This is a genomic window from Solirhodobacter olei, assembly GCF_004010155.1.
Lineage (GTDB): Bacteria > Pseudomonadota > Alphaproteobacteria > Rhodobacterales > Rhodobacteraceae > Solirhodobacter > Solirhodobacter olei.
Window position 1 is genome coordinate 40667 of record NZ_RRYH01000012.1, and the last position, 20600, is coordinate 61266.

Sequence of the window (20600 nt, forward strand, 5' to 3'; positions counted from 1 at the left end):
TTACTCCACCATGGAGGTATCTTGGGGAACGGACGGGTCGAGCTGCTGCCAGGCAAAGGCGCGGCCATCCGGAAAGACGGTGATGATCCGGTCGACGTCCTTGGCGACGCGGCGGCGCGACAGGAAGGCCTGCGCCCGGCCCGCCTTCAGCGCCAGGCTGATCGCCTTGGCATTGAAGCAGCCGAACCAGTGCGGCGCCAGCAGGGGCTCGGCCCCCTTGTAGGGCGTGAAGCGGGCGGCGATCTCGTCCAGCGGCATGGCGGTGGTGAAACAGGCGCGGAACCGGATGGGAGAGGAGGAGGCGTCGATCCCCTGGAAATCCGCCACCGAAAGCGGCACCGGCGCGCCGCCGGCCTTCGGCACCAGCGTCATGGCAAGCTCGGGGCCAAGGCTGACCTTGCGATAATAGGCGTATTGGTTGGCGTAGTAGAGCGCGGCGCCGAAGATCAGCGTGAAGCCCACCAGCCCGCCAGCCACGTATTTGCCTTTCATGCCGCGATCCTCCCGGCGGGCTTGGCCGCGCGCGGCCCGGATGCTACCCCGGCCGGGGACATGCGGAGCAAGCGATGGATATTGCGTTTCTCGTCAAGGTTCTGGGCGCGCTCTTCGCGGTCATGAACCCCTTCGTGAACCTGCCGATCTTCCTTGGCCTGACCGACACGCTCGGCGCGGCGGCGCAAAGGCGCACCGCGCTGCGCATCACCGCCTACAGCGCCGCGATGTGCGTGGTCGTGGTCCTCGCGGGCCAGCGCATCCTCGCCTTCTTCGGCGTCAGCGTCGATGACTTCCGCGTCGCCGGCGGGCTGGTGCTGGGCATGATCGCCATCGGGCTGCTGAACGGCGGGCAGAGCCCCTCGCATCACGGCTCTGCCGCGGAGCAGGAGGAACATGCCCAGCTCGACTCCATCGCCTTCTACCCGATGACCTTCCCGATGCTGGTCGGCCCCGGCACGATCACCACGCTGGTCGTGTTCCTCGGCCAGGCGCAGGGCCCGGCGCAGCTTGCCGCGCTCGGCCTCGCCCTGGCGGGTGTGCTGCTGTCGCTCGGCCTCGTCTTCTGGTTCGGTGCGACGCTGGGCCGCTATCTCTCGCAGACGCTGCGCGTGATCATGAGCCGCCTGATGGGCATGATCCTTCTCGCCATCGCCGTCGGGATGGCCGCCGCCGGGTTGAAGGCGGTTCTGCCGGGCCTCGGCTGAGAGGGCGCTCAGCGCGCTCACCCGGTGACGCCCCCGCCGGCTTCGGTGGTCACGAAGGCATCGGCGCAGCGCTTCGCAAGCGCCCGCACCCGGCCGATATAGGCCTGCCGCTCGGTGACGGAGATCACGCCGCGCGCGTCGAGCAGGTTGAACAGATGGCTGGCCTTGATGCACTGGTCATAGGCGGGATGCGCCATCACGATCCGCCGGCCCGCCGCATCCTCCGGCTCCGCCGTCAGGATCCGGTCGCACTCCGCCTCGGCATCCTCGAAATGCTTCAGCAGCATCGCGGTATCGGCCTGGTCGAAGTTCCAGCGGGAATATTCCTGCTCCGTCTGGCGGAAGATGTCGCCATAGCTCAGCGGGATCGGCGCGGCCGGATCGTTGAACGGCATCTCCATCACGTGGTCGATGCCAAGGACATACATCGCCAGCCGCTCCAGCCCGTAGGTCAGCTCGCCCGAGACCGGGTGGCAGTCATGCCCGCCGACCTGCTGGAAATAGGTGAACTGGGAAACCTCCATGCCGTCGCACCAGACCTCCCAGCCCAGGCCCCAGGCGCCCAGCGTCGGGCTTTCCCAGTCGTCCTCGACAAAGCGGATGTCATGCAGCGCGGTGTCGATCCCGATAGCCTCCAGCGAGCCGAGGTAGAGCGCCTGCAGATCGGGCGGCGAGGGTTTGATCAGCACCTGGTACTGATAATAGTGCTGCATCCGGTTCGGGTTCTCGCCGTAGCGCCCGTCGGTCGGCCTGCGCGAGGGCTGGACATAGGCCGCAGCCCAGGGCCGGGTGCCGAGGCTCCGCAGCGTCGTCGCCGGATGGAAGGTTCCCGCGCCCACCTCCATGTCATAGGGCTGCAGGACCGCACAGCCCTTCGAGGCCCAGTAGCCCTGAAGCCGGAGGATCACCTCCTGAAAACTGCGCGGAACGCCATGTGTCGCGGCCATCACCCACCTCCGGAAAAGCGGCCTCTGAATAGGCGCGCGGCGGGCCGGGGTCAATTGCGGCATCCCTGCACCGCACACGGATTATTGGCCCCGCTTCGGGGTGCAACCCGGCGGCAAGCTGCTAGGGTCGCGCCCGGGATTGGACGTTTTCGAGGGCCGGAGTTTCTGACGCAATGAAAAGAATTTTCCTGACGGTATTCGCCCTGGCCTTCGCTGGCATCGCATCGGCCGCCGCCGCCCAGAGCGCGGACCAGACCGGCGCCCGGACCGGCGCATGGGTCCAGATCGAGGCCCGCCCCGACCTTCCCACCGCCGAGGCCAACGCCCGGGCCTTCGCCGCCCGCCTGCCGGACGTGGTAGGCTACCGCCTGCCCTCGGGCTGGTTCGCCATCGCGCTCGGCCCCTATTCGCGGGATCAGGCCTATGCCGATCTCGCCCAGCTGCGCGGCACCGGCGCGATCCCGAGCGACAGCTATGTCGTCGACGGCAGCGATTACGGCCAGAAATTCTGGCCCCCCGGCTCGGGTGACGGCAGCGCGAACGGCGCCACGGCGGGCGCCCAGGTCGACGTGAGCCCGCTCGCACCCGCCCCCGGCACCGCGCAGACCGGCGATCAGGCCGGCACGCAGACGCCCGCCCAGACGGCGGATCAGACGGGAACCCAAACGGCGGCCCAGACCGGCACGCAGGACGCCGCGCAGATCGCCGGCCTGCCGCAGCAGACCCCGGCCGAGGCGCGCCAGGCCGAAGCCCTGCTGAGCCGCGACGACCGGATGGAGATTCAGAACGCGCTCGTCTGGTACGGCGATTACGGCGGGCCGATCGACGGCGATTTCGGCCCCGGCACCCGCACCGCCATGGCCGCTTGGCAGCGCGAGCACGCCTTCGACGACACTGGCATCCTGACCGCCCGCCAGCGCAAGGCGCTTCTTGACGGCTACCATTCCGAGCAGGCCGCGCTGGGGCTGAAGGCGGTCAGTGACTCCAATGCCGGCATCGACATCGACCTGCCGCTGGCCCTGGTCCATTTCGCCGGCTACCAGCCGCCCTTCGCGCATTACACGGCCGAAGGCGACAGCGGCGTCCAGATCTCGCTGATCTCCGCGCCGGGCGACCGGGCGACGCTCTCGGGCCTCTACGACCTGCTGCAAAGCCTCGCCATCATGCCGCGGAACGGGCAGCGCGACCTGAACGGCCGCAGCTTCGACATCTCCGGGCAGAGCGACAGCCTGCATGCCTTCGCCCATGCCGAGCTGGTGGACGGCGCGGTGAAGGGCTACCTGGTCTCCTGGAAGCCCGCCGGCGACGCCCGCATGGCCCATGCCCTCGCCGAAATGAAGGCGAGCTTCCGCTCGACCGGTCCGCAATCGCTCGACGGCTCGATGGTGCCGCTGACGGCAGGGCAGAAAAGCGGGATGGTCGCCGGGCTGGCCCGGCGCAAGCCGGTGGTGGCACGCTCGGGCTTCTTCGTCGACGCCGGCGGCGACGTGCTGACGACGACCGACGTTCTGAAAAACTGCGGCGCGCTCAGCTTCGGCGACGGGCACAAGGCCAGCCTCGCGTTCCGTGACGACAGCCTCGGCATCGCGCTGCTCAAACCGGCAGAGCCGCTGGCGCCGCAGGCCTTCGCGCAGTTCTCGCAGGCCGCCCCCGGCCCGGCGGCGCGCATCGCCGCCGCCGGCTATTCCTACGGTGGCCAGCTGATCGCCGCGGCGATGACCTTCGGCAGCTTCGAGGCGGGCACCGGCCTGAACGGCGAGGCCGACCTCCGCCGCCTCTCGCTTTCGGCGCTGCCGGGCGACGCGGGCGGGCCGGTGCTGGACCCGAGCGGGGCGCTGGTGGGAATGCTGCTGCCGCCGCCCTCGGACGCAACGAAAGTGCTGCCGAAATCGGTCGCCCTCGCCGTCGGCGCTGGCCCGATCGCCAAGGCGCTTCAGGCCCAGGGCATCACCCCGGCCGAGGCCCAGCCCGGTCAGGCGATGGACCCCGAGGACCTCGCCGCCCTCGGCCGCAAGATGACCGTGCTGGTGTCCTGCTGGAAGTGAGCTGCCCGGTGGCGCGTTGCGCCACGCATCGGGCAAGAGCCTAACCGGTAGGGTGCGCATTCATTGCGCACCCCCCCCGTCACCCGACGTGGAACAGCGTCCCGAAGAGCCGCGGGTCGAGGCTGTCGCAGGCAAAGCTCGGCCCCTCGGTCAGCACCGAAACCGCGTCATGCGAATGCAGGCTCTCCTGGTGGCTCGCCACCACGCGGAAATCGCCCACCCGGTCGTCGGCCAGAAGCTCCGCCGCGAAGCTCCGCGCCGCGTCCTCGACGAAGATCGGATTGGCGGCGTTCAGCTCCGCGAAAGCCTGCTCGTCCTCGCGCTTCACCATCACCTGGGTCTCGGTCGGCACCGCGCGGCGGCAGATCTCCACCAGGTCCTCGAACCACAGGCAGTCGTGCCCGTCCTTCACCTCGACCGAGATCCGCGCCACCGAGCGCTGCGAATGCGGCGTCGCCAGCTGCCCGCGCTCCCGCCGGGCATGTTCGGACAGCTCCAGCGAGCAGGGGCAGGTCGAGGAATAGACGTAGTCGAGATGGATGAATTTCTTGCGCACCCCGCCCCGGTCCACCAGCTCCAGCGCGATGTCGTAATACTGGTAGCCCGCAAGCCCCGAGCGCAGCGAGGTCAGCTTCATCGGGAAGGAAAACCGCATCTGGATCCGCGCGTCGAAGCTTTCGAGGTGGGTCTTGTAGTCCTCGAGCGCGTGCTCGATCACCTCGAAGCTGAACGTCCGCTCGGCATGGGCATAGAAGCTCCGCATGATGCGGGACATGTTGATGCCCTTCTTCTCGGCCTCCAGGCTCACCGTGCCCGTGACCGAGGTCTCCAGCGTCAGGTCGCCCTGGCCGCGGGAATGGAAGCGGATCGGCAGCCGGAAGTTCGAGATGCCGACATGCTGGATCTGCGTCTTCGCGCCGACGATCAGGCTCGCCGGGCCGTTCTGCAAGTCCGGCAGCGTGGCGCGATAGGCCGCGTCGGCCTCGAATCCGTCGGGATAGCTGCGGCTGAGCGCGGGATAAAGATCGGCGCCCGCCAGCAGACCGCGTGCCGCCGGGTCGAGCCCGGCGATCTCGGCATCGCTGGCCGCGCCCGCCCATTGCTTCAGCACCGCCAGCGCGCGTTCAGCGTCCTTGCGGTTCGGTTTGCGTTCCTGCTCCGGCATGTGGACGTTCATCGCACATCTCCCCTGGCGGTCGTGCCCCACATAAATGGGCCTCAGTGCCCCGGTTTCCAGCGCCGCCTCATCCTTTACGCAGGATCGGCGGCCCCGGATCAGCCGGCCCCGATCAGATCGCGTCGAGGCCGCGCTTCAGATCGGCCAGCAGATCGCCGGCATCCTCCAGCCCCACGCTCAGCCGGATCAGCCCCGGCGTGATGCCGAGCTTCGCCTTCTGCGCCTCCGGCAGCCGCTGATGGGTCGTGGTCGCCGGATGGGTGGCAATCGACTTCGCATCGCCGAGGTTGTTGGAGATCTTCCAGATTTCCAGCGCGTTCAGCAGTCTGAAAGCGGCATCCTTTCCGCCTTTGACGTCGATCGCCAGCATCGTGCCGGGGGCCGTGAGCATGGTGGAGGCCAGCGCATGCTGCGGATGGCTCGCAAGCCCCGGGTAGATCACCCGCAACAGCCGCGCGTCCTCCTCGAGGCCGGACGCGATCGACGCGGCGCTTTCCGCCATCGCGCGGCAGCGCAGGCCCAGCGTCTGCATCCCGTTCAGCATCAGCCAGGCGTTGAACGGGCTCATCGAGCCGCCGGTGTGCTTCAGATAGGGTTCCGCCACCTTGCGCACGAATTCCCGCGTGCCGCAGATCACGCCGCCCAGCGCGCGGCCCTGCCCGTCGATATGCTTGGTCGCGGAATAGACGACGACATCGGCGCCCAGCTCCACCGCGCGCGAGAAGACGGGCGTGGCGAAGACATTGTCGACCACCACCGTCGCACCGACGGCATGGGCGATCTCGGCCACGGCCTTGATGTCGACGATCTCCAGCGTCGGGTTCGACATCGACTCGAGGAACACCGCCTTGGTGTCCGGCCGCACGGCCGCGCGCCACTGGTCCAGATCGGTGCCGTCGACGAAGCTCACCTCCACCCCGAAACGGCCGAGGATATCCTCCAGGATATAAAGACAGGACCCGAAGAGCGCGCGGGCAGAGACGACGTGATCCCCCGCCTTCAGCATCGAGGTCAGCGCACCGTTCACCGCCGCCATGCCCGAGGCGGTGGCAAAGGCGTCCTCCGTGCCCTCGACGGCGGCGATCCGGTCCTCGAACATCCGCACCGTCGGGTTGCCGTAGCGGGCATAGATGAACTCGTCCTCGCCGGCCTTGATGAAGCGCGCCTCGGCCTGCTCGGCGCTGTCGTAGGCGAAGCCTTGGGTCAGGAAGATCGCCTCGGCCATCTCGCCGTACTGGCTGCGGCGCGAGCCCTCATGCACCAGCTTCGTTGCCAGCTTCCAATCCTTCGTCATTCGCTTGGCCCTTTCCGCGCGCAACAAAAAAACCCCCACCGCGAACGAGGCGTGGGGGTCCTGTCCCTACCCTCTTTAGCGGAATGTTTAACGTGGCCCGCAATCCGGTGAACAAATCGCCACGGGGCGCCGAATACGCCCTCCGCCGGCGCGCGTCAACATTTTGGCCCCGTCACGTTGGCGAAAGCCGTGCCGAACGGCCACGCGTAACGGTTTCGTGCGCCCCCTCCCGCCCGACAGACTTGCCAGCCGGCGCCGAACCCGTCACATGACCCGGATGCGGCCGCATCATGGCGGCCAAAGGCAACAGGACGGACCCAGGACCCCTGCGACAGGACCACACCTTCCCCGACCCGGCGCGCGTCGCCGATACACCTGCCCGCACCGCCGGCAGGATCCTTCTCGTCGTGCTCGCGGAGACCGCGCTGATCGCGGGGCTCCTGCTCTCGGGCGCGGGAACCTTCGACTGGGAATGGGCCTGGGTGCTGCTGGCCGTCGCCGCGGCGTCCTTCCTGCCCGCGGTCGCCGTGCTCGCGGTCCACGCGCCGGGGCTTCTGGCCTCGCGCACCCAGCTTGCGCCGCCCGACCAGCCGCTGGCCGACCGGATCTTCGTGCCTGCCCATTCGGCGCTGATGCTCGGCTGGGCCTGGGTCGTCGGCCGCGACGCGGGCCATATCCACTGGTGGACGGTCCCGACCGAGCTGCGGGTGATGGCGCTGCTGCTGATCCCGGCGATCACCTGGGCCGGCTACCGCACCATGCGCGACAACCCCTACCTGGCGCCCTGCGTCTGCCTGCAGGAAGAGCGCGCCCACCGCGTCGTCGACACCGGCGCCTACGCGCTGGTGCGCCACCCGTTCTACTCGGTCGCCATCGCCTACCAGCTCTGCGCCTCGCTGGTGCTGGGAAGCGTGATCGGCGTCGCCATCACCGCCATGGTGGGCATGACGCTCGCGCTGCGCATCGGCATCGAGGAACGATTCCTGGAGGGCGCCCTGCCCGGCTATTCCGCCTACAAGCGCGCCACGCCCTGGCGGCTGATCCCCGGTCTCTGGTGACGGCGGGCGGGGCCTAGTCCCCCGCCTCCTCCTCCACCGCGTATTTCTGCATGAGGCGCCCCTGCCCCATGAAGAAGACGAAGAGCGCGGCGGTCAGCACGAAGGTCTTGAACGTCACCCACTCGGCGGTGGACATTGTGCGCCAGACCACCTCGTTCGCCGCGGCCAGCGCGAAGAAGAACAGGCAGATCCGCTTGGTCAGGATCATCCAGCCCTCGTGCTTCATGGGCAGCACCTCCTCGATCACCAGCTTCAGGTAGCTCTCGCCCCTGAGCAGCCCGACCCCGAGAATGCCGCCGAACAGCAGGTAGATGATCGTGGGCTTCATCTTGAAGAACTGCTCGTCGTTGAACCAGACCGACAGCCCGCCGAAGACGACGACCAGCACCAGCGTCGCGATCTGCATCTTCGACAGCTTGCCCGTAAGGACCCAGAGCAGCCCGGTGGACAGCATCATCAGCGGGATGAAGGCCGCCGTGATGACGATGAAGGCGTTGTAGCTGGTGCCCGCGATCAGGAAGTGCTCGCCCTTCATCCGCGAATACGCGACGAAAAAGGCCGCGATCGGCGCCAGTTCGATCACCAGCTTCGCAACCGGGTTGAGCTTCTTCTCTCGCATCGCCACCGCCTTTGCCTGCCCTCCCCCTAGCTAGGCAGTCCGGCGCCCAAAAGCCAGTCGCAATCGGCGGAGCGGCGGGGGCTTGCCCGGCGGCGCGACAGCGGCGAGGCTGCCGGAGTATTGGGACCAGGAAGAAGCGGGAGGGGGCCAGGTGCCAAGGACCGAGGTCTGGATCGCGCTCCTGCGCGGGATCAACGTGGGCGGCGCGGGCAAGCTGCCGATGGCCGCATTCCGGGCGCTGCTGGGAAAGCTCGGCTGCGAAAGCGTGGCAACCTATATCCAGAGCGGCAACGCCGTCTTCCGCAGCGCCGCGCCCGCCGGGACGCTCGCGCCCGCCATCGCCGCCGCCATAGCCGAGGCGCATGGCTTCCGCCCCGCCGTGCTTCTGCTGACGCTGGGAGAGATGGAGGCGGCGCTGGCCGCAAACCCCTTCCCGGTGCCGGCAGAGCAGGGCCAGACCGTGCATCTCTTCTTCACCGAAGGGCCCCTCGACGGGCTCGACCTGACCCCGATCGAGGCGCTGGCCCGCAATGGCGAGCGCGTCGCCGTGCGGGGCCGCACGCTCTTCCTGCACGCCCCCGCAGGCATCGGCCGGTCGGAGCTGGCGGCGAAGCTGTCGCGGCACCTGCCCGGCCCCGCCACGGCCCGCAATCTGCGGAGTACGCTGGCCATTGCGGCGCTCGCCCGCGCGCGCTGAGCCTTTTCAGGGCCTTGCGGCCCCGCCCCGCGCATGCTTCATCGGGGCGAAGGAGACGCCCATGCTGAATCCCGCCGATCCCGCCTTCACCGCCCGGCTCGCGGCGGAGCTGCCCGAGGGCTGCCTTCGCCCGGTCACCCCCGCCTATCTGGAAGAACCGCGCGGCCGCTACCACGGCCATGCCGGCGCCGTGGCCGCGCCCCGCTCGGTCGAGGAGGCGGCGGCGGTCGTCCGCCTCTGCGCCGAGGCCCGCGTCGGCATCGTGCCGCGCGCCGGGGGCACCGGGCTGGTCGGCGGCCAGGTGATCGCGCCCGAGGCGCCCGCGCCGCTGGTCCTCTCGCTCGAACGGATGACGGCGATCCGCGCGGTCTACCCGGAGGAAAACGTGCTGATCGCCGAGGCCGGCGCGATCCTCGCCGATGTCCATGCCGCGGCGGAGGCGGCCGACCGGCTCTTCCCGCTGACGCTCGCCTCGCAGGGAAGCTGCCGGATCGGCGGCAACCTCGGCACCAACGCCGGGGGCGTGAACGTGCTGCGCTACGGCAATGCGCGCGAGCTCTGCCTGGGGATCGAGGCGGTGCTGGCGGATGGCACGATCTTCCACGGGCTGAAGCGGCTCCGGAAGGACAACACCGGCTACGACCTGCGCGACCTGATCGTCGGCTCAGAGGGAACGCTGGGCATCATCACCGCCGCGGCGCTGAAGCTCTCGCCCATCCCGGCGGAGACGGGCGCGGCGATGCTGGTGGTCGAAAGCCCCGCCGCGGCGCTGAAGCTTCTCGCGCTCGCCCGCGACCGGCTGGGCGAGGGGGTGACCGCCTTCGAGCTGATCGGCCGCGCCGGTTTCGACTTCCTGACCGAGGTGCTGCCCGATGTCCGCCAGCCCTTCGCCACGCCCCCGGACTGGACCGTGCTGATCGACATCGGCCTGCCGCGCGGGCAGGACGTCGCGGCCGCGCTGGAGGGTGTCTTCGCCGCCGGGGCCGAGGCCGGCCTCGTCTCCGACGGGGTGATCGCGCAGTCGGAAGCGCAAAGGCAGGACTTCTGGGCGGTGCGGGAGGAGATCCCGACCGCCAACCGCAAGATCGGCGCCATCGCCTCGCACGACATCTCGCTGCCGCTGGGCGAGCTTCCGGCCTTCATCGAACGCGCGGGCAAGGCGCTCCGCGCCGCGCATGACTGGCGCATCAACTGCTTCGGCCATCTCGGCGACGGCAACCTGCATTACAACCTGTTTCCCGCGAAGGGCCGCGACCGGGCGGAATACGACGACCGCCGGGCCGAGGGCACGCGCCTGATCCACGACATGGTGGCGGAGATGGGCGGCTCGGTCAGCGCCGAGCATGGCATCGGCCGGCTGAAGGTCGACGACCTGGAGCGCTACGGCGATCCGGTGAAACTGGCCCTGATGCGGCGGATCAAGGAGGCCTTCGATCCGCTGGGCATCCTCAATCCCGGCGCCGTCCTGCGCGAGGTCTGATCTTGGCCACCTTCTTCGCGTCCCTGCAGGGCACCCATGCGGGCCATCTGACCGCGCTCGGCCTCGCGCTGCTGGCGGCGGTGCTGCACGCCATCTTCGGCGCCCTGCAGAAGGGCCGCCACGACCCCTGGCTGAGCCGCGCCGCGATCGACGGCTGTTACGGGATCATGTCGCTGCCGCTGGCGCTCTTCGTCGTGCCCTGGCCCAGCCACCGGCTGTGGCTGCTGCTGGCGGGGGCCTTCTTCATCCATGTTGGCTACAAGCTGCTGCAGGCCATGGCCTATTCGCGCGGCGCCTATACCGTGGTCTACCCGGTTGTGCGCGGCACCGGGCCGCTTTTCACCGTCGCCGCCTCCGGCTTCGTTTTCGGGGAACTCTTCACACCGGGCCAGTGGGGCGGCGTGCTAATGCTGGTCTGCGGCATCCTCGGCCTCGCGCTCTACAACCTGCGCCATGTCGTGGTCGACCGGCACACGCTGGTGCCCGCGCTGGCGCTGGCGGTGATGACCGGCGGCTTCGTCGCGCTCTACACCACCTACGACGCCTACGGCATCCGCGCGGCGGCGGACCCGTTCACCTTCCTCGCCTGGTTCTTCACCATCGACGGGATCTTCATGCCGGTGCTGACCAACCGCCGCTGGCGCGCGCTGCCGATGGCGGAATTCGTGCCGCTGGTCCGGCGCGGGCTGGTCGGCGCGGTGGTGGCCTGGTTCAGCTTCGGCTCGATCATGATGGCGACGCGGCTCGACAATGTCGGCCAGGCCGCCGTTCTGCGCGAGACATCGACGGTCTGGGCCGCCGTCATCGGATGGATCCTGCTGGGCGAGAAGGTCGGGCCCCGGCGGCTTCTGCTGATGGCTCTGATCGCCGGCGGCGCGGTGCTGGTCGAGGTCGCCGGGTAAGCGCGGCGCAGAGGGCCAGCGCCCGGCGGGCTGACGCCCGCTGTCTCGGGCCGGGGCACCTGCTCGTCAGCCGATCCCGGTGCGGCCCCGCCGGTCATTGCGAAGGTTGGCGTAAAGCACGTGGTTGCGCCAGCGGCCGTTGATCTGCAGGTAGCTCTGCGCCACGCCCTCGTACTTGAACCCGCATTTCTCCAGCACCCCGCGCGAGGCGGCGTTCTCCGGCAGGCAGGCCGCTTCCAGCCTGGACAGGTCGAGCCGGGTGAAGGCGTGATGCACCACCGCCTCCAGCGCCTCGCGCATGAAGCCCTGCCGCGCGAAGGGCTGGCCGATCCAGTAGCCCAGCGTACCGGCCTGCGCCGGCCCCCGCCGGATGTTGTCCAGCGTGATCGCGCCCAGAAGCTGCTGGTCCGACCGCCGGATCAGGAACACCGGCAGGGCCGTGCCATTGCGCCGCGCGCGCGAGGCCCAGTAGACCCGGTTGGTGAAGGCCCGCCGCGACAGGTGGTCCTCCGCCCAGGTCGGCTCCCAGGGCTGCAGGAACCCCTCGGAGTCGCGGCGCAGCCCCGACCAGGCCAGATAGTCGGCATGCTGCGGCAGCCGCAGCGTCAGCCGCTCCGTCTCGAGCCTGAGCTTGCGGCCCTGAGGCCACATCAGGCGGCCAGCCTCCGCAGCAGCCCGTCAAGCCCGGGCGCCGCGCCCGCCGGCCCGTAAAGCGCCAGTGCCACACGGTCGGTCTGGGTCATCTGCGCCGCCTGCGCCCGGACCTGTTCCACCGTCACCGCGTCGATGCGGGCGACGGCTTCCTCGACATCCGGCACCCGGCCCCAGATCGCCAGCACCCGCGCCATCCGCTCGGCCCGGGCCGAGGGGCTTTCCAGCCCCATCAGCATCCCGGCCTTCATCTGCGCCCGGGCACGGGCCACCTCGGCCTCCGACATGTCGTCGGCCGCGCGCTTCAGCTCGTCCACCGTCAGCCCTGCCAGCTCCGCGATCTCGTCGGCGGAGGTGCCGGCGTAGATCGTGAACATGCCGGTGTCCTCATAGGCGCCCGACTGCGAGAAGATCGAATAGCAGAGCCCGCGCTCCTCCCGGATCCGCTGGAACAGGCGCGAGGACATGCCCCCGCCAAGCGCGGTGGAGAAGACCTGGTTGGTGTACATCGCCTCGTCGCGGTAGCGCGGCGCCTCGAAGGCCAGCGCGAAATGCACCTGCTCCAGCTCCTTCAGCTCGCGCCGCTCGCCGCCGGCGAAGGCCGCAGGATGCAGCGCGGCCTCACCCACCGGCTTCAGATCCCCGAAAAGATCCCCGGCCATCTTCACGATCTCGTCGTGGTCGATCAGGCCGGCGGCGGACAGGATCATCTGGTCCGGCCCGTAATGCTCGCCCACGAAGGACGAAAGATCGTCGCGCCGGAAGCCGCGAACCCGCTCGGCGGGCCCGAGGATCGAGCGGCCGAAGGGCTGGTCGGGATAGGCCGCTTCCTGCAGCCAGTCGAAGATCACGTCGTCGGGCGTGTCGAGCGCCTGCCCGATCTCCTGCAGGATCACGTGGCGCTCCACCTCGATCTCGCGCGGATCGAAGACCGGGTTCAGCACGATATCCCCGATCACGTCGAGCGCGAGCGGCACGTCCTCGGCCAGCACCCGGGCGTAATAGGCCGTCATCTCGCGCGAGGTATAGGCGTTGATGTAGCCGCCCACATCCTCGATCGCCTCGGCGATCTGCAGCGCGCTGCGCCTCTTCGTGCCCTTGAACGCCATGTGTTCAAGGAAATGCGCGATCCCGTTCTGCTCGACGCGCTCATGCCGCCCGCCCGCCGTCACCCAGACCCCGATCGAGGCAGACTTCAGCGAGGGCATCGCCTCGGTCACGATGCGCAGCCCGTTCGGCAGCGTGGTCAGTCGCGCACTCATCGGCCGGTCCTTTCCCGGATCAGCGCCTCCAGGGCGCCGAGGTCATTGGCTACCTCCGTCATCCGTTCGGGGCGCTCGAAAAGATCGGCCATCCGCTCCGGCAGGCCCGGGCGCAGGCCGGTCGCACGCTCCACCGCATCGGGGAACTTGGCCGGGTGCGCGGTGGCAAGCGTCACCATCGGCACCGCGCCCAGATGCCCCTCGGCCACCTTCACGCCCACCGCCGTGTGCGGGCAGATCACCTCGCCCGTCGTCTGGTGCAGGCGGCGGATCGTGGCCTCCGTCTCGGCCTCAGAGGCGCGGCCCGACAGGAACGTCTCGCGCAGCTTCTCCAGCGCGCCCTGGCTGATGGAGAAGCCGCCGGCCTTCAGTTCCGCCATCAGCTGCGCCACGGCGGCGCCGTCGCGGCCATAGGCGTCGAACAGCGCGCGTTCGAAGTTGGAGGAGACCTGGATATCCATCGACGGGCTGATCGAGGGCTTCACCCCGTCGGGCGTGTAATCCCCCCGGCTCAGCGCGCGGTGCAGGATGTCGTTCTGGTTCGTCGCCACCACCAGCCGGTCGATCGGCAGGCCCATGGTCCGCGCGATATAGCCCGCGAAGATGTCGCCGAAATTGCCGGTGGGCACGGTGAAGCTCACCCTCCGCTCCGGCGCGCCGAGGCTGACGGCGGCGGTGAAGTAATAGACCACCTGCGCCAGCACCCGCGCCCAGTTGATCGAGTTCACGCCGGCAAGCCCCACCGCGTCGCGGAAGGCGAAGTCGTTGAACATGTCCTTGACCAGCGCCTGGCAGGTGTCGAAATCGCCCTCCACCGCGATGGCATGGACATTCGCCTCCGACGGCGTCGTCATCTGCCGGCGCTGGACCTCGCTCACCCGGCCCTTGGGGAAAAGGATGAAGACATCGACGTTGTCGAGGCCCCGGAACGCCTCGATCGCGGCCGAGCCGGTGTCGCCCGAGGTCGCGCCCACGATCGTCACCCGCCGCCCCGAGCGGCCAAGCGCGGCCTGGAAGAGCTGGCCGATCAGCTGCATGGCGAAGTCCTTGAAGGCCAGCGTCGGCCCGTGGAACAGCTCCAGCAGGAAATGGTTGGGCGCGATCTGCACCAGCGGCGCGCGGGCGGCATGGCCAAAGCCCGCATAGGCCTTGGCGATCAGCGCCCGGAACTCGGCATCGCCGAAGGTCGCGCCGATGAAGGGCCGCATGATCCTGAAGGCTGCGTCCTCGTAGCTCAGCCCCGCCAGCGCGGCGATCTCGCCCCGGCTCAGCACCGGCACCGCCTCGGGCACGTAAAGCCCGCCGTCGCGTGCGAGCCCGGCCAGCATCGCCTCTTCGAAACTCAGAACGGGGGCCGTGCCACGGGTGGAGATGTAATTCATTTCGCCGAACTCTAGACTTGTTTCCGCCTGATACGCCACAGCAGCAGCCCTGTCATCCCCAGCCAGCAAAGGGCCAGGGAAAACCACGTGATGGCGTAGTTGAGATGGTCGTTGGGAATGCCGTGGGTGTCGACCGGGATCGGCTGCACATAGGCCGCCTCCCCCGGTTCCGTCTTCGCCACGATCAGCAGCGGCCGCGTCTTCAGCGCCTTCGCCATCGCATCCACGTCGCGGGCGAACCAGATGTTGTTTTTCAGATCCGGCTTCGGGGTGAAGGAATCCGTCTCCCGCGGCCAGTCGAGGTTGCCGACAAGCGTCGTGTCATAGCCGGGCCGCACCGCGCCCGCCTTGTCCTGCGGCACGAACCCGCGGTCGACCAGCACCCGCTCCCCATCGCCCAGCGTGAAGGGCGAGACGATCCGGTAGCCCGGCCCGCCCAGCACCGTGCCGGTCAGCACATGCAGTTCCCTCTGCCCGACATGGCCCTTGGCCACCACCGCCAGGTAACGGTCGCGGGCCGGATCGGGATGGGCCGGCAGCGCCACCGGGGCTGCGTCGATCCTCCCGCGGATCTCGGCCAGCAGGCGCTCCTTCCAGCCCAGCCGCTCCAGCTGCCAGACCCCGAGCCCGACGAGGATCCCGCAGCCGACAAGGCCCAAGAGCACCGGAAAGATATAGCGGCGGATCATCGCCTCCTCGGGAAAGGAAAAAGCGCGCGGCCCAGGCGGCCCCGCGCTTTCTCGGTCACTCCTCCGCCCGGGTCAATGCGCCCCGGCGGCGCGATGGCTCAGCCGAGGCCGTTGCCGCCCCAGATGTAGACCAGCGCGAAGAGGAACAGCCACACCACGTCGACGAAGTGCCAGTACCAGGCCGCGGCCTCGAAGCCGACATGCTCGGTCGGCGTGAAATCGCCCCTCAGCGCCCGGATCAGGCAGACGCCGAGGAAGATCGTCCCGATGATCACGTGGGCGCCGTGGAAGCCCGTCGCCATGAAGAACGAGGCGCCGTAGATGTTGCCGGCGAAGCCGAAGGTGGCGCTGGAATACTCGTAGGCCTGCAGCACGGTGAAGAGCGCGCCCAGCACCATGGCGAGGATCAGACCGTTGACCAGGTCCTTGCGGTTGTTCTCATGCACCAGAGCATGGTGCGCCCAGGTCGCGGCGGCGCCGGAGCACAGAAGGATCAGCGTGTTGATGATCGGCAGGTGCCAGGGGTCGAAGGTGTCGATCCCGGCCGGCGGCCAGACGTGGAAGGCCGCGGGCTCCATCGGCCCGCCGGGGTACATCGCGTGCTTGATGAAGGTCCAGAACCAGGCCGAGAAGAACATCACCTCGGACATGATGAACATGATGAAGCCGTAGCGCAGGCTGATCCGCACCACCGGCGTATGCTCATGCGCGTTGCCTTCGCGGATCACGTCCGACCACCACCCGTACATGGTGTAAAGCACGATCAGCGCCCCGATGATGAAGACCCAGGGGTGAAGCCCCGGCACCTTGTGCATCCAGAGGACCGCGCCGAACAGCATCGTGAACCCGCCGACCGCACCCAGGAAGGGCCAGATCGACGGTGGCAGGATTTGGTAGTCGTGGTTCTTCTCATGCGCCATGGCGATCCCTCGTCGGCTCAGTTGAAAGGGTCGGCGGAAGCGGCAAGGCCGCCTGCCGTTCGGGCGTTTTCGCCTCGTTGAAGCTCAAGGAAAGAGTGATGGTCTTCAGATGGGCGAGCTTCGGATCCCTCGCGATCGCGGGATCGACGTAGAAGCTCACCGGCATGTCCAGCGTCTGATGCGGGCCGAGCGCCTGCTCCGCCCGGCAGCCGCAGCCGATGCGGACGACGTATTTCTCCGCTGCCGCCGGCGTCACGTCATAGGCGGTATGTCCGGTGATCTTGCGCGCCGTCGCGTTGTCGGCCTCGTAGAAGGTCGTCGCCGTCTCGCCCAGCCGCAGGTGCACCCTGTCGTTCAGCGGATGCAGGGCCCAGGGGCTCCCCGCCGCGTCGCCGGAGGCCAGCCGGATGGTCAGCCGCGGCCCAAGCGGATTGGCGGTCCCCGCCCCGGTCAGCGCCGCGATGCGCGGCCATGCCGCCCAGGCCGCCGTTCCGGCGCAGAGCGCCACGACCAGAAGCGCGCCGAAGGCCCTCAGGAACCCGCCGCTCATTGCTTGGCCCCCAGGAACTGCGCCGCGACATGGCCCGGCTGCGGCGCCTCGGCGACCTTCACGACGGTCACGGCGAAGACGATCAGCACGAAGGCCATCAGCGACAGCCCGATCCCGAGGTTCCGGCCCAGCCGGCGCTTGTGGATCTCGTGTTCCTCCGCCAGCGGCATCACCAGCCCCCCAGTCCGGCGGCGTGCAGCACGGCCTCAGCCAGCAGCGCCACGAAATGCAGGAAGAGGTAGAGCAGCGAGAACTTGAAGACCCGCTTCTCCACCGCGTAGCCGTCGGCCTCGGCCACGGCTTCGTCGCGGTGCCAGATCGACCAGGCGCCCATCAGGAAGATCGCGTTCAGCACCACCGCCGAGGCCAGGTAGACCGGCCCGCCGATCGAGGTGAACCCGGCGGCGAGCGAGACCGGCGCCAGCAGGACCGTGTAGGCCATGATGTGGCGGCGGGTCGACTTGCGGCCGTGGGTGACGGTCAGCATCGGCACGCCGGCGTTGGAATAGTCGTCCTTCATGAACAGCGCGAGCGACCAGAAATGCGGCGGCGTCCACATGAAGATCAGCGCGAACATCAGCATGCTCTGCAGGCTCACGTCGCCGGTGGCGCAGGCCCAGCCGATCATCGGCGGAAAGGCCCCCGCCGCGCCGCCGATCACGATGTTCTGCGGCGTCGTCCGCTTCAGCAGCATCGAATAGACCACGGCGTAGAAGAAGATGGTGAAGGCCAGAAGCGCGCCGGCGACGAGGTTCGCCACCAGCGACAGCATCGCGACCGAGATCAGCGACAGGGCCAGCCCGATCGCCAGGGCCTCGCGCGCCTCGACCTTGCCGGAGGGGACGGGGCGGTTCCGCGTCCGCCGCATGCGGATGTCGATGTCCGCGTCCCACCACATGTTCAGCGCGCCCGAGGCGCCGCCGCCCAGCGCGATGAACAGGACCGAGGCCACCGCCAGAACCGGGTTCATATGGACCGGCGCGACCAGAAGCCCGACCAGCGCGGTGAAGACGACGAGCGACATCACCCGCGGCTTCAGCAGCAGGACATAATCGCCGAAGCCCGCCTCTCCGTGCTGATCGTAGGTCTGGACGTCGCTCATCTCATTCTCCGCTCGCGCTTCATCGAATGCGCGCGCTTATCCGGCTCAGTCGGCCGAGGCAACCTGGACCGGGGCCGACACTTCGGGCGCCGCCTCGGCGAAGAGCTGCTTGGCCTTGCCGAGCCAGGCCTGGTATTCCGCCTCGCTCACCACCTTCACCTCGATCGGCATGAAGGCATGGTCCTTGCCGCAGAGCTCGGAGCACTGGCCGAAGTAGATGCCTTCCTTGTCGGCCTTGAACCACACGTCGGCAAGCCGGCCGGGCACCGCATCCTGCATCACCCCGAAGGCCGGAACCTTCCAGGAATGGATGACGTCGGCGCCGGTCACCTGCACCACCACGGTCTTGCCGACGGGCACGACCACGGGATTGTCGACGGCCAGCTTGAACTCGTCCGGCGTATAGCCCGCCTTCTGCAGCTTCGCGCGCATCGCGTCGTTCAGGATGTAGGGCTTGACCCCCGCCTTGTCGTCCGCCGCCGAGATCGAGGCCGGGCTGCCGATCATGTAGCTGTCAAAGCCGAATTCGGCCTTCGCCTTGGTCGTGTTCGCGGCCATGTAGTCGTAATGCCAGTACCACTGGTTGCCGGTGGCGCGGATCGTGATGTCGGGCTGCTTCGGGATCTCCTCCTCGAGGAAAAGAACGGGCAGCGAATAGGCGCCGATAACGACGAGGATCACGATCGGAATCAGCGTCCAGGCGATCTCCAGCGGCGAGTTGTGGGTGAAGCTCGCGGCTTTGGGATTGGCCCGCCGGTTGTAGCGCACGATAGTATAGAGCAGGAGCGCCGTCACGAAGAGGACGATCACGGCCATGATCCAGGTGATGAAATGCTCCAGCCCCTGAAGCCGCGTGGCCACCTCGGTCCCCGCCGGCTGGAAGCCCACCGCGCCGTCCGTCGGCTTGCCGATCGCCGGCAGGGTGGTCTGGGCGACGCTGGTGGCAGCCGTTGCGAAGAGGGCGAGGGCTGCGCCGAAACCCGCGGCGAGGCCCGCGGTGAGGGTCGTGGTCCGCATCATGTCTTCCCGTTTCCTATGCGGCCTTCAGGGCCGCCTCGGGGCACGGTCTTGGCTGCCCCGCCTCCCATTGTTTGTGCTTTCCGAGAAACCATATTACGGCGTATCCGACAAGCAAAACTGTTGCGGCAAACGGCCGCCACTTGACCGGGATCAACGACAGGCGAAAGGGCAATTCATGACGCAGGACAGCTTCCGTCCCTTCGAGACCCACCTGGACGAGGGGCAGGCGCTGAAGGTGCTCCAGGCCGCAACGCTGGGCGCCGAGGATGGCGAGCTGTTCCTCGAACGGCGCCGCTCGGAGGCGCTCGTGCTGGACGACGGACGCATCCGCAACGCCTCCTACGACGCCTCCGAGGGCTTCGGCCTGAGGGCGGTGAAGGGCGAGGTCTGCGGCTATGCCCATTCCACGCATTTGACCGAAAATGCCCTGCGCCGCGCGGCCGAAACCGCCCGTCTCGCGGTGGGTGACGGCGGCGGCACGCTGGCCGATCCGCCGCTTGGAACCAACCGCCGGCTCTACACCGATGCCGACCCGATCGCCGGCGCCACCTTCGCCGCCAAGGTCGAGGTCCTGCGCGAGATCGACGCCTACGCCCGCGCCCTCGACCCCAGGGTGGTCCAGGTCTCCGCCACCATCGCAGCGGGGCTGCAGGAGGTGGAGATTCTGCGCCCCGACGGGCAGCGCCTGGCGGACATCCGCCCGATGGCGCGGCTAAATGTCTCAGTCATCGTCGAACAGGGTGGCCGGCGGGAATCCGGCGGCACCGGCGGCGGCGGCCGCACCGGGCTCGACGCGCTGCTCACGCGTGATCACTGGCAGGCGACCGCGCGTGAGGCGCTGCGCATCGCGCTGGTCAACCTCGAGGCCGAACCGGCCCCGGCGGGGGTGATGGACGTGGTCCTCGGCCCCGGCTGGCCGGGGGTCCTGCTGCACGAGGCCGTGGGCCACGGGCTGGAGGGCGATTTCAACCGCAAGGGCACCTCGGCCTTCGCCGGGCTGATGGGCCAGCAGGTGGCGGCGAAGGGCGTGACGATTCTCGACGACGGCACCATCCCCGACAGGCGCGGCTCGATCTCGGTCGACGACGAGGGCACGCCCTCGGGCAAGAACGTGCTGATCGAGGACGGCGTGCTCGTCGGCTACATGCAGGACCGCCAGAACGCCCGGCTGATGGGCGTGACCCCCACCGGCAACGGGCGGCGCGAAAGCTTCGCCCATACGCCGATGCCGCGGATGACCAACACCTACATGCTGGGCGGCGACGCCGACCCGGCCGACATCCTCGCCGGGCTGAAGGACGGGATCTACGCCGTGGGCTTCGGCGGCGGGCAGGTCGACATCACCAACGGCAAGTTCGTCTTCTCCTGCACCGAGGCCTACCGGGTGAAGAACGGGCGTGTCGGTGCGCCCGTGAAGGGCGCGACGCTGATCGGCGACGGCGCGACCGCGATGAAACACGTCCGCGCCATCGGCAACGACATGGCGCTCGACCCCGGCATCGGCAATTGCGGCAAGGCCGGGCAATGGGTGCCGGTGGGCGTCGGCCAGCCCACGCTGCTGATCGGCGGCCTGACGGTGGGCGGCTCCGCCGCCTGAGACCCTGCA

The 20600-nt window shown here is 68.9% G+C and carries 21 protein-coding genes and 1 riboswitch; of the genes, 7 read left to right on the forward strand and 14 right to left on the reverse strand.

The window, feature by feature from the left end:
- Window positions 1-492, reverse strand: coding sequence for a DUF6446 family protein (locus EIP85_RS09865; protein WP_127902021.1), 492 nt, complete (start codon window positions 490-492; stop codon window positions 1-3).
- Window positions 493-566: 74 nt separating this feature from the next.
- On the opposite strand from EIP85_RS09865, the gene EIP85_RS09870 reads away from it, so the two are divergent.
- A complete protein-coding gene (locus EIP85_RS09870; RefSeq protein WP_127902022.1) occupies window positions 567-1199 on the forward strand; it encodes a MarC family protein in 633 nt (210 codons plus the stop codon).
- Between the two features lie 17 nt (window positions 1200-1216).
- Here the strand turns inward: EIP85_RS09870 and EIP85_RS09875 are convergent, their stop codons facing one another.
- On the reverse strand, window positions 1217-2146 hold the full coding sequence (locus tag EIP85_RS09875) for a glycine--tRNA ligase subunit alpha (RefSeq protein ID WP_127902023.1): 930 nt from the start codon (window positions 2144-2146) through the stop codon (window positions 1217-1219).
- Between the two features lie 173 nt (window positions 2147-2319).
- On the opposite strand from EIP85_RS09875, the gene EIP85_RS09880 reads away from it, so the two are divergent.
- Window positions 2320-4191 (forward strand): serine protease, encoded by a 1872-nt coding sequence (locus EIP85_RS09880; protein WP_127902024.1) that lies wholly within the window; start codon window positions 2320-2322, stop codon window positions 4189-4191.
- Window positions 4192-4270: 79 nt separating this feature from the next.
- Here the strand turns inward: EIP85_RS09880 and folE2 are convergent, their stop codons facing one another.
- Window positions 4271-5368, reverse strand: a complete 1098-nt coding sequence (gene folE2, locus EIP85_RS09885; RefSeq protein WP_127902025.1) for a GTP cyclohydrolase FolE2 — start codon at window positions 5366-5368, stop codon at window positions 4271-4273.
- A gap of 112 nt (window positions 5369-5480) precedes the next feature.
- Window positions 5481-6662 (reverse strand): O-succinylhomoserine sulfhydrylase, encoded by a 1182-nt coding sequence (gene metZ / locus EIP85_RS09890; protein WP_127902026.1) that lies wholly within the window; start codon window positions 6660-6662, stop codon window positions 5481-5483.
- 54 nt (window positions 6663-6716) lie between these two features.
- Window positions 6717-6795: riboswitch (SAM riboswitch) on the reverse strand.
- Between the two features lie 157 nt (window positions 6796-6952).
- Between metZ and EIP85_RS09895 the strand changes: the two genes are divergently transcribed.
- Window positions 6953-7720 carry a methyltransferase family protein gene (locus EIP85_RS09895; RefSeq protein WP_127902027.1) on the forward strand — a complete coding sequence of 256 codons (768 nt, stop codon included), beginning with the start codon at window positions 6953-6955 and terminating at the stop codon, window positions 7718-7720.
- Between the two features lie 13 nt (window positions 7721-7733).
- On the opposite strand, the gene EIP85_RS09900 is transcribed toward EIP85_RS09895, so the two are convergent.
- Window positions 7734-8339: an inner membrane-spanning protein YciB gene (locus EIP85_RS09900; protein WP_127902028.1), complete on the reverse strand. Its 606-nt coding sequence runs from the start codon at window positions 8337-8339 to the stop codon at window positions 7734-7736.
- Window positions 8340-8490: 151 nt separating this feature from the next.
- On the opposite strand from EIP85_RS09900, the gene EIP85_RS09905 reads away from it, so the two are divergent.
- From EIP85_RS09905 to EIP85_RS09915, 3 genes are all read left to right on the forward strand, one after another.
- Window positions 8491-9036 (forward strand): DUF1697 domain-containing protein, encoded by a 546-nt coding sequence (locus tag EIP85_RS09905; RefSeq protein WP_164871690.1) that lies wholly within the window; start codon window positions 8491-8493, stop codon window positions 9034-9036.
- Window positions 9037-9097: 61 nt separating this feature from the next.
- A complete protein-coding gene (locus tag EIP85_RS09910) occupies window positions 9098-10516 on the forward strand; it encodes an FAD-binding oxidoreductase (RefSeq protein WP_127902030.1) in 1419 nt (472 codons plus the stop codon).
- 2 nt (window positions 10517-10518) lie between these two features.
- On the forward strand, window positions 10519-11418 hold the full coding sequence (locus EIP85_RS09915; RefSeq protein ID WP_127902031.1) for a DMT family transporter: 900 nt from the start codon (window positions 10519-10521) through the stop codon (window positions 11416-11418).
- Window positions 11419-11484: 66 nt separating this feature from the next.
- Here the strand turns inward: EIP85_RS09915 and EIP85_RS09920 are convergent, their stop codons facing one another.
- The 9 genes from EIP85_RS09920 to coxB form a co-directional block, all read right to left on the reverse strand.
- A complete protein-coding gene (locus EIP85_RS09920; protein WP_127902032.1) occupies window positions 11485-12069 on the reverse strand; it encodes a GNAT family N-acetyltransferase in 585 nt (194 codons plus the stop codon).
- Window positions 12069-13331, reverse strand: coding sequence for a M16 family metallopeptidase (locus EIP85_RS09925; protein WP_127902033.1), 1263 nt, complete (start codon window positions 13329-13331; stop codon window positions 12069-12071). Before EIP85_RS09925 ends, EIP85_RS09920 begins: the two co-directional genes overlap by 1 nt.
- Window positions 13328-14713, reverse strand: coding sequence for a threonine synthase (thrC, locus tag EIP85_RS09930; protein ID WP_127902034.1), 1386 nt, complete (start codon window positions 14711-14713; stop codon window positions 13328-13330). Before thrC ends, EIP85_RS09925 begins: the two co-directional genes overlap by 4 nt.
- 11 nt (window positions 14714-14724) lie before the next feature.
- Window positions 14725-15402 carry an SURF1 family protein gene (locus EIP85_RS09935; RefSeq protein WP_127902035.1) on the reverse strand — a complete coding sequence of 226 codons (678 nt, stop codon included), beginning with the start codon at window positions 15400-15402 and terminating at the stop codon, window positions 14725-14727.
- A 98-nt stretch (window positions 15403-15500) separates the two neighbouring features.
- Entirely contained in the window at window positions 15501-16322 is an 822-nt protein-coding gene (locus EIP85_RS09940; RefSeq protein ID WP_127902036.1) for a cytochrome c oxidase subunit 3, read from the reverse strand.
- On the reverse strand, window positions 16312-16872 hold the full coding sequence (locus EIP85_RS09945) for a cytochrome c oxidase assembly protein (RefSeq protein ID WP_127902037.1): 561 nt from the start codon (window positions 16870-16872) through the stop codon (window positions 16312-16314). The genes EIP85_RS09940 and EIP85_RS09945 overlap by 11 nt, the downstream gene beginning before the upstream one ends.
- Window positions 16869-17042: a hypothetical protein gene (locus EIP85_RS22765; RefSeq protein ID WP_164871691.1), complete on the reverse strand. Its 174-nt coding sequence runs from the start codon at window positions 17040-17042 to the stop codon at window positions 16869-16871. The genes EIP85_RS09945 and EIP85_RS22765 overlap by 4 nt, the downstream gene beginning before the upstream one ends.
- Complete coding sequence (cyoE, locus tag EIP85_RS09950; RefSeq protein ID WP_127902038.1) at window positions 17042-17974, reverse strand: heme o synthase; 933 nt, start codon at window positions 17972-17974, stop codon at window positions 17042-17044. Before cyoE ends, EIP85_RS22765 begins: the two co-directional genes overlap by 1 nt.
- 45 nt (window positions 17975-18019) lie before the next feature.
- The gene (gene coxB / locus EIP85_RS09955) at window positions 18020-18991 is read right to left on the reverse strand and encodes a cytochrome c oxidase subunit II (protein ID WP_127902039.1); all 972 of its coding nucleotides are present in this window, start codon (window positions 18989-18991) and stop codon (window positions 18020-18022) included.
- 178 nt (window positions 18992-19169) lie between these two features.
- Here coxB and tldD point away from each other — a divergent pair, with 178 nt between their 5' ends.
- Complete coding sequence (gene tldD / locus EIP85_RS09960; RefSeq protein WP_127902040.1) at window positions 19170-20591, forward strand: metalloprotease TldD; 1422 nt, start codon at window positions 19170-19172, stop codon at window positions 20589-20591.
- Window positions 20592-20600: the final 9 nt, after the last annotated feature.